This window comes from Pseudarthrobacter cremeus (assembly GCF_051857465.1).
Classification (GTDB): Bacteria; Actinomycetota; Actinomycetes; order Actinomycetales; family Micrococcaceae; genus Arthrobacter.
This window is the reverse complement of the sequence record NZ_JBPZHC010000007.1, coordinates 99,541-113,960: the sequence shown is the minus strand read 5'-3', so window position 1 is coordinate 113,960 and position 14,420 is coordinate 99,541. Positions and strand designations below refer to the sequence as shown.

The following is a 14,420-nucleotide window of genomic DNA, read 5'->3' as shown; positions in this document are numbered from 1 at the left end:
CGTGCGCCCGGAATTCCCCGCCGGACCGGCAACCCGCTCCGCCGTCTACTGGCTTGGCCTGCTCGCAGCGCTCAAGGCGTTGTCCCTGATCCTCATGGGGCAGGCGGTGGCCGCCATGCTAGCCGGGCTTGCTGCCGGGAATGTCGCCTGGCAGGACCAGCTGCCGTGGGGCCTGGCAGGAGTCGTCCTGAGGTCAGCCACGGTCTGGGCGCAGGGGATCGCCGCACGCCGCGCCGCCTTGGGCATCAAGGAGGAGCTCCGGTCCGAACTGCTGGAGCGGGCCCTGCGGAACGGTGCACGCAGCACCGGCCCGGCCGACGGCGGACTGGCTGTGCTGGCGACGCGCGGCCTGGATGCCCTGGACAGCTACTACACGCAGTTCCTCCCCGCACTGGTGAACTGCGCCGCGATCCCGCTGCTGCTCGGGGCGCGTATCCTGTTCGCCGACTGGGTCAGCGCGGTGGTCATTGTCCTGACAGTTCCGCTCGTCCCGCTGTTTATGGTGCTGATTGGGCGTTACACCGAGGACCACGTCCGCGAGGCCCAGGAAACGCTGACGCGGCTGTCCGCCCACATGCTGGAGCTGGCCAAGGGGCTGCCCGTCCTGGTGGGACTGGGCCGGGCCACGGCGCAGCGCAAGGCGCTCGAGGAGATCTCCGAGGAATACCGTGCCAGGACCATGGGGACGCTGCGCACCGCCTTCCTGTCCGCACTGGCGCTCGAACTGATCGCCACGATTTCGGTCGCGGTGGTTGCCGTGTTCATCGGGGTCCGGCTGGTGCACGGCGAGATGCCGTTGGAGGCCGGCCTACTGGCGTTGATCCTCGCGCCGGACTGCTACCTGCCACTGCGCGAACTGGGTATGGCGCACCACGCCAGCGAGGACGGCCGGGCAGCGCTCGCCGCGACCCGGCAGGTCACCGACGCACCCGAGCCGTTGCCGCTGCCCGCCGGGGAATCCGACGCTTCCACCGTGACAGCGGCCGCGGCACGCAACGTGCCGGCCGTGCCCGCGGACGAGGCCGGCGGGACTCTTTCCGCGGCAGCCTCCCGGGGAGTGACGGTCACCGGCCTCACGGTCACCTATGCGGGGAGGGCTGCCGCCGCCGTCGGACCCCTGAGCTTCACCGCCCCGCACGGGATGATCACTGCCTTGGACGGACCCAGCGGCGCCGGCAAAAGCACAGTTCTGGGCGTTTTGGCCGGGACGGTCGGCGACGGCGCCGGGACTGCCGTGTCCGGCCGCATTTGCGGCCTGGACCGCAGTGCGGTCGCGTGGGTCCCGCAGCACCCGGTCATGGTGGCCGACTCCGTGCTTGAGGAGGTCATGCTCTACGTGCACGGAAAGGAAAGTGCCGGATCAGACGCCGCAGGATTTGTCACGCCGGCTGCGGAAGGGACGGCCCGTGAGTGCCTGGCCGCGGCTGCCGCCGGCCACCTTGCCGGCAAACATCCGGCTGAACTGAGCCCGGGGGAGCTCCGGCGCGTTGCGCTGGCCCGCGGCCTGGCCCGGATCATGGCTGGGGCCACCGTCCTACTGCTGGACGAACCGACCGCCCACCTGGACGCGTCCTCGGCGGCGCTGGTGCAGGAGTCAATCCGTGCCCTGCGCGGACGTGCCACGGTGATCCTTGTCGCCCACGACCAGCAGACCCGCGGGCTGGCTGACCACCTGGTTCCGGTGTCATCCCGCGGCCTCACAGCAGCTGCCGCGATCACCGGGATCCCGGAGGCGGCCGGACCCCGCCCGGGTGTGACCCCGGGTGCCAACAGCCCAGCAGGCAACACCGGGGACCAGCAGGCTTCAGGGGCTGCCGGTCCGGGCGTGCCGCTGCCCGCAGGAACGGCACAGTCTGCGCCCGTCACCCGGCTCCTGTCCAGCCTGCTGTCGCCCGTGGCGGGCAGGTTCACCGGTGCCGCTGTGGTGGGCACCCTCGCGGCCCTTTTCGCCGTGGCGCTGTCCGGTCTGTCCGGCTGGCTCATCATCAGGGCCAGCGAGCAGCCGCCCATCCTTTACCTGCTCACAGCCATCGTGGGCGTGCGTTTCGTCGGGATAGGACGCGCCGTCCTCCGCTACTGGGAAAGGCTCCTGCTGCACGACGCCGTCTTTGCTGCCCTCACCCGGCTCCGCGGCCGGCTCTGGGAATCGCTGAGCCGTAAGGCAATGTCCCTGCGGCGTCTGCTGCAGGGCGGCAACGTCCTGGGCACTGTGATTGACGACGTCGATACCGTCCGGGACCTGCTGCCGCGCGTCGTCCTGCCACCCGTCACTGCCGTGGCGGTGGCCGGGTCCGCGCTGCTGGCCACAACGCTGGTGGCTCCGGCGGCTGTGCCTGCAGTTGCCATCGCGGCAGCAGTGAGCCTGGTCGTGGCACCGCTATCCGCCCTGTGGGCCGACCGGCGGTCGGCAACGGCGGAACAGCGGCTGCGGGCCGGAGTCCTGCGGCGCACCTCGGCGGCCCTGGACGCCAGGGTGGAGCTGCACGCGAACGGCATTGCCGCAACAGTCCTGGACGCACTGCGGTCCGAGGACCGCATGGCAACCCGGGCGTCCCAGCGATCCGCCTGGGCAGAGGGCCTCGGCCAGGCCATCACGGTCGCTGCCTGCGGAACGGCTGCACTGGCAGCGGCAGTGCTCACGGCCCCCCAGGTGATTTCCGGTGCCATGGAACCGGCCACGGCCGCGGTGATGGTCCTCCTGCAGCTGGCGCTCGTGGAACCGTACGCAGGCATGACGACGGCGGTCCGCCAGTACCCGGCCCTGCGGGCAGTCATGCGGCGGATTGCAGAGTCCGGCGTGCTTGAGGCCACCCCCGCGGGGCGCGCCGCGACTGACGGACTTCACGAGGTCCCGTCCCGGGCCGGCGCCGCCAAGGGCGTGGAGCTGTCCAACCTGGCGGCGTCCTGGCCAGGCGGCGGAACGGTGTTCTCCGGAGTGTCCGCCACGGCTGCTCCGGGCACCTGGCTGGCGGTAACCGGGCCTTCCGGCGCGGGCAAGTCGACCCTCCTCGCGGTTTTGCTGGGGTTCCTCCCGGCCTCGGCCGGCAGGGCCGCGGTGACCGGGAAGGCCGCCTGGTGTCCCCAGGAGGCGCACTTGTTCGATTCGACCCTGCGAGGCAACCTGCTGTTGGGCATTCCGTCTCCGGATGCTCCCGCCGCCGGAGACATCAGCGGGGCGCGAACCCATCATCCGGCGGACCACCGGCCGGAATCTTCCGCCGCCCGTGACGCGGACCTCGCGGCCGCATTGGACGCCGTCGGACTGACCGCACTGGTGTCGCGGCTCCCGGAAGGGCTGGATACCCGGATCGGCCCGGGCGGCTCGTTCCTCAGCGGCGGCGAGCGGCAAAGGCTGGCCGTCGCCCGGACCATCCTGACGGGCGCCGGAGTCATCCTGCTGGACGAGCCCACAGCCCACCTGGACGCGGAGGCAGGACGGGACATGCTGGCCGACCTCCGCGCCGGCCTCAAGGACCGCACGGTGGTCATGGTGACCCACAACCCGGCCGACCTTCACCCGGATGACATCCTCCTGGACCTGTCCGCCGCCCCACCGACCGGGGGCACGAATGACCCCAGGCTGTGGCATCGGGAGGGAAGCCTTCAGGCCTGATGTCGTGAAAAGCGCTCCGGTCAGCCGTTCACGGTTTATCCATCCACGTCTTATCCATCCACGGCTTATCCGTCCACGTCGTGGAGGTGGTGCACCACGTCGTGGAGGAAGTACTGCGCCAACGTCAGGACGGTGAATTCGGAGCCGTTGCTGCGCAGGCCTTTCCGTCCCCAATCGGACTCCCTGACGCCGGCGAACGACTCGGCGATCTGTTCGCCCTCCGCCGTCAGTTCGGCGCTGACAACCGCAGGATCGGCATTGGCGTAATCCATGTCGACGGCCGTGCGGTCCTGGTCCCAGTTCTCAAACCGTGCGTCGTCTGACTCGAGCATGAGGTTCAGCCGCTGGTCGAAGAGCGTAAAGACATCCCGGACGTGGCAGGCGTACTCCAGGGGTGACCACGTGTGGCCGTCCGGGCGTTCGGCCACCTCGGGACGCCGCAGGACTGCCCGCCAACGCGGCAACAGGTTCCGGATCGTCGCCGGGACGGTGGCCGGTGTGGCCGTGGCGAGGTCGAAGGAGCACTCAGGACAAGGCCGGGAGAGGACCCAGGTCCAGTCCTTTTCATCAGGAATGATAGGCATGGCAGCAGTCTAAGCGGGATCTGGCCACGCCATGGCAGGGCCAACCACATCCACCGCCTGGGACAGCGGAATTCCCGACCCGTCCCTGCGGCCGTGCTCCTGCGGCAATGACCTGGCAACTCCTGCCAGCGACGACGCCTTCGCAGGTCCGTGCCCTGCCCACGCGAGCAGCAGCATATCCTCGCCCTTAAGGAATCGGTGGGCGCGGACCCCGGCTGTGGCGCGGCCCTTGGCGGGGTACTCGGCGAAAGCCGTCACTTTCGCCGCGCCCGGGGCCGTGCCCGGCAGTGCGCCGTCGGTGCCCGCGATGGTGACAACCACGGCGTCGTCGTCGTTGGCGTTGAGCGCACCGAAGAACACCACGGAATCACCGGCGGCGAGCTTGATGCCGGCCATGCCGCCGGCAGTCCTGCCCTGCGGACGGACATTGGCCGCGCTGAACCGGAGCAGTTGCGCCTCGCGGGTGAGGAACACCAGTTCGGTGTCGTCCGGACCTGCCGGGGCCACGCCCACCACCAGATCCTTGTCCTTGAGCGCGATGATCTCCCAATCCTCGCGGTTCAGCGGGTATTCAGGCTGGACGCGCTTGACGATGCCCTGCGCCGTACCGATCGCCAGGATCTCATCCAGCGGCGCGAACGCCACCAGCGCTTCCCCCTTCAGGAGGGTGATGAAGTCCTTGGCCTGCACACCGCCGGCAAGGTTGGGCAGGCCGGACATCGGCGGCAGCACCGGCATGTCCATCACCTGAAGCCGCAGCATCCGCCCCTGGGAGGTGACCGCCGCGATTTCCCCGCGGGCCGATGTCTTGACCACGGAACGGAAGACGTCGTGCCTTGAGCGGGGTCCGGACTCAGCCAACGGCTCCTGATTGGACGTGCGCGCGATCTGGCCGGAGGCCGTGAGGATGGCCCAGCAGGGATCGTCCGCGATTTCCAGGGCCAGGGGTGCGGCTTTGCCTTTGACACCCGGGGCAGCCGCGAGGGCGGCAGCGACGGTGGGGGAGACGGCCTCGGATTCGAGCAGGACGGTGCGCCGGGGCGTGCCGTACTTTTCGGCGATTTCGGCCAGCTCGGTGGATACGAGTCCGCGGAGCCGCTCCTCCGAGCCGAGGATGGCTTCGAGCTCCGCGATCTCGCGGCGCAGCTCATCCTGTTCCTTCTCCAGCTCGATCCGGGAGTACTTGGTCAGCTGCCGCAGCCGGAGTTCCAGGATGTAGTTGGCCTGGATCTCCGAGAGGTCGTAAATGGACATCAGCCGTACCCGGGCCGCCGAGGCCTCATCCGAGGACCGGATGATCTGGATGACCTCGTCGATGTCCACAATGGCGATCAGCAGGCCCTCGACGAGGTGCAGGCGGTCCTTCTTTTTGCCCAGCCGGAACGCGGTCCTGCGGCGCACCACATCGATCCGGTGGCCCACGTAGACCGAAAGCAATGCCACGAGCCCGAGCGTCTGGGGCTGGCCGTCCACCAGGGTGACGTTGTTGATGCCGAAGGAGTCCTCCATCGGCGAGTAGCGGTACAGCTGCTGGAGCACGGCGTTGGGGTTGAACCCGTTTTTGAGCTCGATGACCAGGCGGAGGCCATGCTGGCGGTCCGTCAGGTCAACGATGTCGCTGATGCCCGTCAACTTCTTCCCGTTGACGGCGTCCTTGATCTTTTCGATGACCTTTTCCGGACCCACCATGTACGGAAGTTCGGTGACCACCAGGCCGGTGCGGCGGGCCGAAAGCTGCTCGATCTCCACTTTGGCCCGGGTCTTGAAGGAACCACGCCCCGTGGCGTAGGCATCCCGGATGCCGTCCAGGCCCACGATCCTGCCACCGGTGGGGAGGTCGGGCCCGGGGACAAACCGCATGAGGTCATCCAGGCTGGCGTCCGGGTGGGCAATAAGGTGGCGGGCTGCCGAGATGACTTCCACCAGGTTATGCGGTGCCATGTTGGTGGCCATGCCGACGGCGATGCCGGTGGCTCCGTTGACCAGCAGGTTCGGGAACGCGGCCGGGAGGACATCGGGCTGGGTCAGCTGGTTGTCGTAGTTGGGGACGAAATCCACCACGTCTTCGTCGAGGTGGTCGGTGAGCGTCAGCGCCGCCGCCGCGAGGCGCGCCTCCGTGTACCGGGGAGCCGCCGGGCCGTCGTCGAGCGAGCCGAAGTTTCCGTGGCCGTCGATGAGGGGGAGCCGCAGCGAGAAGTCCTGGGCCATGCGAACCATGGCGTCGTAGATCGCGGTATCTCCGTGGGGGTGGAGCTTGCCCATGACCTCGCCCACCACGCGTGCGCTCTTGACGTGGCCGCGGTCCGGGCGAAGGCCCATTTCGCTCATCATGTACAGGATCCGGCGCTGGACCGGTTTCAGGCCGTCACGGGCATCAGGCAACGCCCGGGAATAGATCACCGAATACGCGTACTCGAGGAAGGAGCCTTCCATTTCCGACGTGACGTCGATGTCCACGATATTCTCGACGAAATCCTGGCTGGCATCCCCGGCGGGGGTAGGGCTTTGGCGGCGGGCCATAGGGCGGGCGGATCCTTCTGGGGGTACTGGTTTTCGATCTGGTCTTCAGGCAACGGGTCGGCGGCGGATGTTTGTGGTTAGGCTAAGCCTATGGTGGATCAGCCCGGGGACGGCGTATATCCGGAACATTGGGAGGCCGATGTCGTTCTCCGGGACGGTGGAACCGCCCACCTGAGGCCGATCCTTCCCAGTGACGCCGAGGCGGTCCAGGCCTTCCATGCCGGACAGTCGCAGAACTCAATTTACATGCGCTTCTTCGCCTTCAAGGCCCGCCTGTCCAGCAAGGAGCTCAAACGCTTCACCGAGGTGGACTACAAAGACCGGGTGGCGCTGGTCATCACCTTCCGCGGCGAAATCCTCGGGATCGGCCGGTACGACAGGCTGGATGACCCCACTGAGGCCGAGGTCGCCTTCAACATCGCCGACGCCCACCAGGGCAGGGGCATCGGCTCCATCCTCCTTGAACACCTGGCCACCGCGGCCCACGAAAACGGGATCCGCCGCTTCAGCGCAGAAGTGCTGCCCGAAAACCGCAAGATGCTGATGGTCTTCGCTGACGCAGGCTACGACGTCAAGCGCCACTTCGATGACGGCGTCGTCAGCCTCGAATTCAATATCGACCCCACGGAAAAATCCCGGGCCGTCATGGAATCACGCGAGCACCGCGCGGAGGCGAGAAGCGTCCGGGACCTCTTGGCGCCGTCGTCCGTTGCAGTCATCGGTGCCAGCCGCAAATGGGGAACCGTGGGTTACCAGCTGCTGGAGCACATCATCGAAGGCGGCTTTCCCGGGCCGGTCTACGCCATCAACCCCGAGGCGTTTGAGCTGGCGGGTATGATCTCCTTCGCCAGGCTCCAGGACGTCCCGGAGCACGTGGGGCTGGCCATCATCGCCGTCCCCTACGAGGAAGTGGCCACGGTGGTGGACCAGTGTGCCGCCGCAGGGGTCAAGGGAGTGGTGATCGCCACCGCGGGCTTCGAAGACGACGGCGCACGCGGCCTGTCCCGCCAGCGCGACCTGGTCCGCAAGGCCAGGGCCAGCGGCATGCGGGTCATCGGGCCGGCCTCGCTGGGAATCGTGAACACCCACCCGGACGTGATGCTGAACGCGTCCATGGCGCCCACCATGCCAGTGCGCGGCGGCCTGGGCCTGTTCAGCCAGTCTGCGGCCATCGGCGTGTCCCTCTACGCAGCCTCAAGCAGGCGGCGGCTGGGCCTTTCCACCCTCTTGTCGGCCGGCAACAGGGCGGACGTCTCCGGTAACGACATGATGCAGTTCTGGGAGGACGACGCCGACACCACCGCCGTGGGACTGTATCTGGAGTCGATCGGGAACCCGCGCAAATTCTCCCGGATCGCCCGGCGGCTGGCGCGCACCAAACCGGTGGTGGTGGCCAAGTCAGAGACCATGGGGCTGCGCCTGCCGCCCGGCCATGCCGTCCGGACCACCCAGGCGCCCGCCGGAGCGCTGGACGCCATGATGCGCCAGTCGGGCGTCATCAGGGTGGAGACCATCGAGCAGCTGATGGACATCGCGCAGGTTGTGGCAGGCCAGCCGCTGCCTGCGGGACCCGGCCTGGCCATCTTCAGCAATTCGCTGGCACTGGGCAAGGTCGTTGCGGACAGCGCCGCGGCGCACGGCCTGGAGGTGGATGGCATTGTCACCGGCGTGGACCTCGACGCCGGCATGTCACTGGCGCTGCCTGCCCTCAGGCGCAGCCTCCAGGAGACTCTCGCCTCGGACAAAGTGCACTCCGTGGTGGCGGCGCTGCTGCCGGCCCGCGGGCTGACGGTGGAGCACATCGCCGAGGTGCTGGCCGAATGTTCAGCCGCTGCCGGGAAGCCGGTGGTGGCCGCATTCACCGGAATCCTGGACCCCTCTGTCTACGTGGAGGGCATGCTGGGAGCCGACGGCCGCGCTGTTCCCTGCTTCTCCAATCCCGGCGCAGCTGTGGCAGCGCTCGCCGCCACCGTGCGCTACGCGGAATGGATGGCGCGGGACCCGGGCCACTTTGTGGAGCCCGAAGGCTGCAACCCCGAAAATGCGCGGATCCTGCTGGAGCAGTTGCTCCACGATGTCCAGGGCGAACAGCTGAAGACGCTGGACCCGCAGTCCGCGTCCGCCCTGCTGGCGCACTATGGCATACCTGTGCTGCCGTCCGCCAGGTTCGAAACGGAAGACGAAGCCGTGGAAGCCGCCGGCCGGCTTGGCTACCCGGTGGTTCTGAAAACCACGGACCCGGCACTCCGCCACCGCCTCGACCTGGGCGGCGTGCGCCTGGACATCGAGGATGCGGAGTCGCTCCGCCGGAACATCGCCCAGATGCGGCGCTCGCTGGCCCCGTATGGTTCCAGGGCCCTGGAGGTCCAGTCCATGGCGCCGGTCGGCCAGGCCTGTACGTTCCGTGCCATTGAGGACCCCCTCCTGGGACCTGTCGTCTCCTTCGGGCTGGCGGGCGACGCCGTCAACCTGCTCGACGACTGGGCACACCGGGTGCCGCCACTCTCCGCCGCTGACGTCAAGGAGTTCATCCGCGCACCCCGGGCGGCACGGAAGCTCCTTGGCTACCAGGGGCTTCCCGCCGTGGATGTTGATGCACTGGAGGACCTCGCCGGCCGCCTGGCATGGATGAAGGACAACCATCCGGAAATAGCCCTCGTGGAATTCAACCCCGTCCTGTGCGGGCCGCACGGCGTATCCATCCTCGCCGCGGACATCCGGATCGGCAATGCAGCCCAGCGCACTGACAGTGCCCGCCGGGCGATGCTGGGCTGACGGCGGTTAGCAAGTCCCCGGCCGATCTGTGAAAATGGGGGAATGAGCTCACAGCCTCCCCCGTCAACGCCTTCCACGCCCGGCAGTGACAACCTGGCAACCCGCCCGCACAGCTCACACAGCCATACGCCGCAGGGGCAGAGCCTTGACGGCGCGCTGCAAAAGGCCGGCTTCTACCCCCTGCTGGTGGCCGACGTCGTTGACGATGCCCTGGACGGCCGCGAATGCGTGGCCCACCTGGTGCACCTGGAAACCCACTTCGACCGCGCCGAGGTCCGCCGGCACATCACCGTGCTGGTCCTGACCTCGGACATGCTGGTCATCACCCATGTGGACGACCAGCAGCTTGATGAAGCAGGCGAACAGACCGTCGCACAGATCTCCACCGAATCCGTACCGGTCGCCCAGATCCGGTCCGTGGTCCTCAGCTACATGTACTCCCAGCCGCAGGACTACAAACCTTCGGATCCGGTCCGTGAACTGACCCTTGCCATCGCGTGGTCCGGCGGCCAAAGGCTGGACATGGGCCCGGCAAGCTGCGGTGATCCGCAGTGCGAGGCTGACCACGGCTACAGCGGAACCATTGCCCAGGAGGACATCGTCCTGCGCATCAGTGCCGAAGCGGACGGCCTGCAGGCAGTACAGGACGCCAAGCTCTTTGCCCGTGCCTTGCGGGCAGTGAACACCGGTTCCACGGCTCCCGTCTCCCACAACGGCCAGACCCTCCAGCCCCGCCCCAGGACGGGCGTTTTTGGAAACCGGCTGAGCCGCGGGCACCAGCAGCGCTGAGATGCCGGACCAAGGAAAAACGACCCTCCCCGCATCAGCCTCACCAGCCGTCGTACGCGGTGAGGCTGCACCGGGCAAAGCTGTTCCGCAGAACATGCCGCCCGCGCCGGCCTTCGGCCGGCGGTCCGTCGCAGAGGTACTGAGCAGCGCGGCGGCAAGCCTGGGAGCGGAAGGGTTCACCAACACGCTGGGCCTTCCGCCGGCGTCGCGGGTGTGCGTTGTCCTGGCTGACGGCCTGGGACGGAACATGCTGAAACAAAAGTCCGCCCACACACCCTTCCTGCGCTCGGTGATGCAGGCAGGGCAGGCGGAAATCCCGGTGTGGCTGGACTCCACTTTTCCCTCCACCACCGCTTCTGCCCTCACCAGTTTCGGCACGGGCCTGCCGCCGGGCCAGCATGGACTGGTGGGTTATGACGTCCTGGACCCGGAACAGGACAAAGTAGTCAACATGCTGGGCAACTGGGATGCCGGCGTGGACCCGGCAACGTGGCAGCCTTTTCCCACGGTCTTCGAACAGGCAGCGCGGAGCCTTGACGTGATCACCGTCAGCCTTCCCCAGTTCGGCGACTCTCCCATGACACGGGCAGCCCTCCGCGGCGGACGCTTCGTCTCCGGTACGACGTCCCATGCCCGCACTGCAGCTGCCGCCGAGGCCATGGCCACCGCCGGACCCTCCCTGATGTACTTCTACGTCAACGAACTGGACAAGGCCGGCCACCGTTACGGCTGCCAGTCCGAGCAGTGGGAGCACCAGCTGGAGGAGCTGGATTCAACCGTCAAGCGGCTCAATGCCTCCCTTCCCGCGGGAACCACAGTGCTGCTGACTGCGGACCACGGCATGCTGGACGTTCCCGAACAGCAGCGCATTGACTACGCGGCGGACGCGTCGCTCATTGACGGCGTGCGGCACACGGCCGGGGAGCCCCGGATGGTCCATCTGTACCTTGAAGCCGGTGCCGGTGCCGCGGCCCGGCAACGCCTGCTTGAGTCCTGGCGTGCGCGCTTCGGTGACAGGATCTGGGCCTTCACCCGGGAGGACGCCATCGCAGCGGGACTGTTCGGGCCCGTCCGCCCGGCCGTCGCGCCGCGGATAGGCGACGTCATGATCGCCGCCCGCGACGCGCTGGCCTTCTACGACACCCGCCGGGTAAGGCCGGCCGCCATGGAGGTCGTGGGCCAGCACGGCTCCCTCACCAAAGCGGAACGCGAAGTCCCGCTGCTCTGCTTTGCGGCCGAAGGCAGGCGTTCCGTCCGTGGCTGAGCTGCTGTTTTTCTCCGGCACCATGGATTGCGGCAAGTCCACCCTCGCCCTCCAGATGGACTACAACCACCGGGCCAGGGGCCGGGGCGGTGTCCGCTTCAGCCGTAACGACCGCGCCGGCGGGTCAAGAATCTCCAGCCGCCTCGGCCTGGAGACTGACGCCGTAGAGGTCCTGGACAGCACGGATTTCTGGGATGAAGTGGTCAGCCGGCGCACGAAGGGAAAGCGCGTTGACTACCTCATCTGCGACGAGGCCCAGTTCTATTCGCCCGTCCAGGTGGAGCAGTTGGCCCGGGTGGTGGACGAGATGGACGTTGACGTCTTTGCGTTCGGCATCACCGCTGACTTCCGCGCCCGGCTGTTTCCCGGTTCCCAGCGGCTGATCGAACTTGCCGACCGGGTGCAGGTCCTCCAGGTCGAAGCGCTGTGCTGGTGCGGGCGCCGGGCCACCCAGAACGCCCGGACCGTGGACGGGGTGATGGTCATGGAAGGCGCCCAGGTGGTGGTGGGCGACGTGGAAATGGGCACCGATCCTGCCACGGCCGGAAGCGACGGCCAGACGCCCGTGGTGGGCTACGAAACGCTCTGCCGCCGGCACTACATGCGCCGGGTCACCGCGCACGGCGCCAACATCATGGCCCGGCAGGATCCTTTGCTGCCCTTCGAGGTGGATGCGTGCCTGTGGCGCGGATCCGGCGAAACCTCAGTCTAGGAAGTCAGTCTCTCCTGGTTCCGAACACGATCTCGTCCCAGCTGGGGACGGTGGACCGCTTCGGTTTTGCCGGCTGCCGTTCGGGCAGATCGGCGTTGTGTTCATCGCGTTGATCGGAACCTTGGCCGGCAGGACCAGCTGCGTCCGGCGCCCGGCGGGGGCTCCCGCCGCCTAGGAGCTCGTCGAGGCCTACGCTGGGCGCCGGGTGGCGGGGCCCGGCCGGCGCCTCAAGGGGAGAGTCCTTGCGCGGCTCGGACTGCGGGTTTGGTTTGGCTGAGCGCGGCGGGGACGCCACGATGGTGATTTCCCGGGTGTCGGTACTGACGCCGTCGTGCAGTTTCAGCACGTCATCCTCAGCATCCCGGTGCGGTGGGATCAGGCTCAGGCGGGACAGCATTGACGGCCGGCCCTCGCGTTTGCGGGTGAGCGGATCAATTCGGGGGGCAGGACCAGCGGCCTCCGGACCGTCTGAGTCCGAGGGGGCAGCTTCCCGGTCTTCCCGCTCCGGGTACTGTTCCCGTTCTTCGCGCGGGCCGTTGTCCTGGCCGCCGTTGCCCCGGGGACCGGTTTCCAGTTCGGCGACTTCTGAGGGCCGCGGATGTGCTGCGGGCACGCCATGAGTCAGGAGCAGGGCCAAGGCGTCGTCCGCATCCTCGTCGACACCGAGGCGCTGTCCGCGGCGTGACCGGAGCATGTCCAGAAGGCCGTCTGATTCCTTGGCCGCAGGAACGCCCTGCGGGCCGGATGAGTTGCGGGCGGCCGCTTCTGCGTCAGTTTCAAAGTCGAAAGGCCGGTCCGAGACGGCTGTCAGCCGGCGGGCGGGGACGGGGCCGTCCATCGGCTCCAGCTCGCTGAGCTGCTGGGCCCAGCGGTTGGCGTTCTGCAGCGATTTGCGGGCCGGGCTGAAGGTCCACAGCGCGGGCGGCTCTTCGCCGATCCCGGCAGTGCGGCCCTGGTTGGCTTCAAAGCGTGCCGCCACGGTCCAGTTGCCGTCCTGGCGCCGCCATGAGTCCCACTCCACGGTGGACGGTTCAACGCCGTAGGCAGAGAGCCGGTGGTTGACCATGTCCTGGAGCGAGGCCGGGTTGTCACCGAAAACCGAGCGGTAGGTGTCATGGGCGGGGGAGGGGGCAGCCACTTCGATCTTCCGCGCCTGCTGGGCAACGTATTCCCGCTCGGCGAGGACAGGGCCCTCATAGCGCTCCACTTTGGCGAGGGGCAGCCCGGAACGCTCTGCCACCTCCGCTGCGGTGGCGCCGCTGCGGATCCGTACCTGGATATCCCGCGGGGACATGGCAATGGGCGCGGCAGCGGCCGCGGCTTTCACCGGAGACCGGCTGGCCGTCCGCAGTGCTTCGTCGATCGGCAGCTGGAACATCTCGCCGCCGGCGCCGCTCAACAGGAGATGCTCCCCGTCGTCGTGTACGCCTACAAGCCGTAGATCCTGCATACAAATCCTCCACCCTGGCATTACTATCAATCGAAACTCTGCCACCGAAGGCCGCTCTTTTGCCTTAGGAGCAAGGGCGCGCCGCAATATTCAAGGACTTTCCCCTGCACTGGGGCACAGACGGCACAGGTCTGGCGTTATCAGGAGTGATACGCACGCGTTCGAGTGAAAGGGAACGGAGTGAAGCCGAAACCTACTTTCCGGACAGGGCAGCTGCCAGTTCCTCGGGCCGGCGGGAGGAAGCAAGCCAATAGGGAGTCCGGTCGGACGGGTCCGTGATTTCGATCCGTACCACGGGGTCGATCCAGCCCCGGATGCAGAGGTATGCGAGTCCGTTAAGCTTCGTCCCCCGTTGGGCGGTGGCTTCCTTGCCGCGGTACGTCTCAACGCCCCCGATATAACGCCGCTCGATGGTGGCGCGGCCAACGGTCAAGGCATCGGGGGTCACCAGGATCGTGGGGGTGGAGGTCAGAAGCATGGCGGCGATGACGGTGAACAGCACGCCGGCGGCGATATATCCTGCCGTCATGCTGATCGGGGCGAAGACAAGGATGCCGGCCCCGGAGATGCCCGCCGCGATGATCCAGATCCAGATGTTCGGCCACAGCCTTTCGCGGAAGACTGCCGGGGTGCCGGCTGGGGAGGCGCTGGGGACGGGTGCGGTGGAACTGGGATCGGGCATGGCAACAGCTTTCCATCTTTGCCCGGCTATT

The 14,420-nt window shown here is 67.8% G+C and carries 9 protein-coding genes; 5 read left to right on the top strand and 4 right to left on the bottom strand.

Features of this window, described 5'->3' with window-relative positions; translation table 11 throughout:
• Position 1 precedes the first annotated feature (1 nt).
• Complete coding sequence (gene cydD, locus ACS5PJ_RS14195) at positions 2-3,613, top strand: thiol reductant ABC exporter subunit CydD (RefSeq protein WP_439435510.1); 3,612 nt, start codon at positions 2-4, stop codon at positions 3,611-3,613.
• A gap of 65 nt (positions 3,614-3,678) precedes the next feature.
• Here the strand turns inward: cydD and ACS5PJ_RS14190 are convergent, their stop codons facing one another.
• Together ACS5PJ_RS14190 and ACS5PJ_RS14185 are read right to left on the bottom strand one after the other, a co-directional pair.
• Positions 3,679-4,197: a DinB family protein gene (locus tag ACS5PJ_RS14190; RefSeq protein WP_439435509.1), complete on the bottom strand. Its 519-nt coding sequence runs from the start codon at positions 4,195-4,197 to the stop codon at positions 3,679-3,681.
• Between the two features lie 9 nt (positions 4,198-4,206).
• A complete protein-coding gene (locus tag ACS5PJ_RS14185) occupies positions 4,207-6,717 on the bottom strand; it encodes a DNA gyrase/topoisomerase IV subunit A (RefSeq protein ID WP_439435508.1) in 2,511 nt (836 codons plus the stop codon).
• A gap of 90 nt (positions 6,718-6,807) precedes the next feature.
• Here ACS5PJ_RS14185 and ACS5PJ_RS14180 point away from each other — a divergent pair, with 90 nt between their 5' ends.
• The 4 genes from ACS5PJ_RS14180 (at position 6,808) to ACS5PJ_RS14165 (ending at position 12,257) form a co-directional block, all read left to right on the top strand.
• Entirely contained in the window at positions 6,808-9,492 is a 2,685-nt protein-coding gene (locus tag ACS5PJ_RS14180; RefSeq protein ID WP_439435507.1) for a bifunctional acetate--CoA ligase family protein/GNAT family N-acetyltransferase, read from the top strand.
• Between the two features lie 42 nt (positions 9,493-9,534).
• A complete protein-coding gene (locus ACS5PJ_RS14175; RefSeq protein WP_439435506.1) occupies positions 9,535-10,281 on the top strand; it encodes a DUF5998 family protein in 747 nt (248 codons plus the stop codon).
• Positions 10,282-10,375: 94 nt separating this feature from the next.
• Positions 10,376-11,545, top strand: coding sequence for an alkaline phosphatase family protein (locus ACS5PJ_RS14170; RefSeq protein ID WP_439435651.1), 1,170 nt, complete (start codon positions 10,376-10,378; stop codon positions 11,543-11,545).
• The gene (locus ACS5PJ_RS14165; protein ID WP_439435505.1) at positions 11,538-12,257 is read left to right on the top strand and encodes a thymidine kinase; all 720 of its coding nucleotides are present in this window, start codon (positions 11,538-11,540) and stop codon (positions 12,255-12,257) included. Before ACS5PJ_RS14170 ends, ACS5PJ_RS14165 begins: the two co-directional genes overlap by 8 nt.
• Positions 12,258-12,261: 4 nt before the next feature.
• Here the strand turns inward: ACS5PJ_RS14165 and sepH are convergent, their stop codons facing one another.
• Together sepH and ACS5PJ_RS14155 are read right to left on the bottom strand one after the other, a co-directional pair.
• Positions 12,262-13,707, bottom strand: coding sequence for a septation protein SepH (gene sepH, locus ACS5PJ_RS14160; protein WP_439435504.1), 1,446 nt, complete (start codon positions 13,705-13,707; stop codon positions 12,262-12,264).
• 193 nt (positions 13,708-13,900) lie between these two features.
• A complete protein-coding gene (locus ACS5PJ_RS14155) occupies positions 13,901-14,389 on the bottom strand; it encodes a DUF3093 domain-containing protein (RefSeq protein WP_439435503.1) in 489 nt (162 codons plus the stop codon).
• Between the last annotated feature and the right edge of the window lie 31 nt (positions 14,390-14,420).

What these genes read in the sequence shown, in the direction of transcription:
- sepH (WP_439435504.1), bottom strand. Translation starts at nt 13,707, where the DNA reads ATGCAGGATCTACGGCTTGTAGGCGTACACGACGACGGGGAGCATCTC.
- ACS5PJ_RS14185 (WP_439435508.1), bottom strand. Translation starts at nt 6,717, where the DNA reads ATGGCCCGCCGCCAAAGCCCTACCCCCGCCGGGGATGCCAGCCAGGAT.
- ACS5PJ_RS14175 (WP_439435506.1), top strand. Translation starts at nt 9,535, where the DNA reads ATGAGCTCACAGCCTCCCCCGTCAACGCCTTCCACGCCCGGCAGTGAC.
- ACS5PJ_RS14180 (WP_439435507.1), top strand. Translation starts at nt 6,808, where the DNA reads ATGGTGGATCAGCCCGGGGACGGCGTATATCCGGAACATTGGGAGGCC.
- ACS5PJ_RS14190 (WP_439435509.1), bottom strand. Translation starts at nt 4,197, where the DNA reads ATGCCTATCATTCCTGATGAAAAGGACTGGACCTGGGTCCTCTCCCGG.
- ACS5PJ_RS14170 (WP_439435651.1), top strand. Translation starts at nt 10,376, where the DNA reads ATGCCGCCCGCGCCGGCCTTCGGCCGGCGGTCCGTCGCAGAGGTACTG.
- ACS5PJ_RS14155 (WP_439435503.1), bottom strand. Translation starts at nt 14,389, where the DNA reads ATGCCCGATCCCAGTTCCACCGCACCCGTCCCCAGCGCCTCCCCAGCC.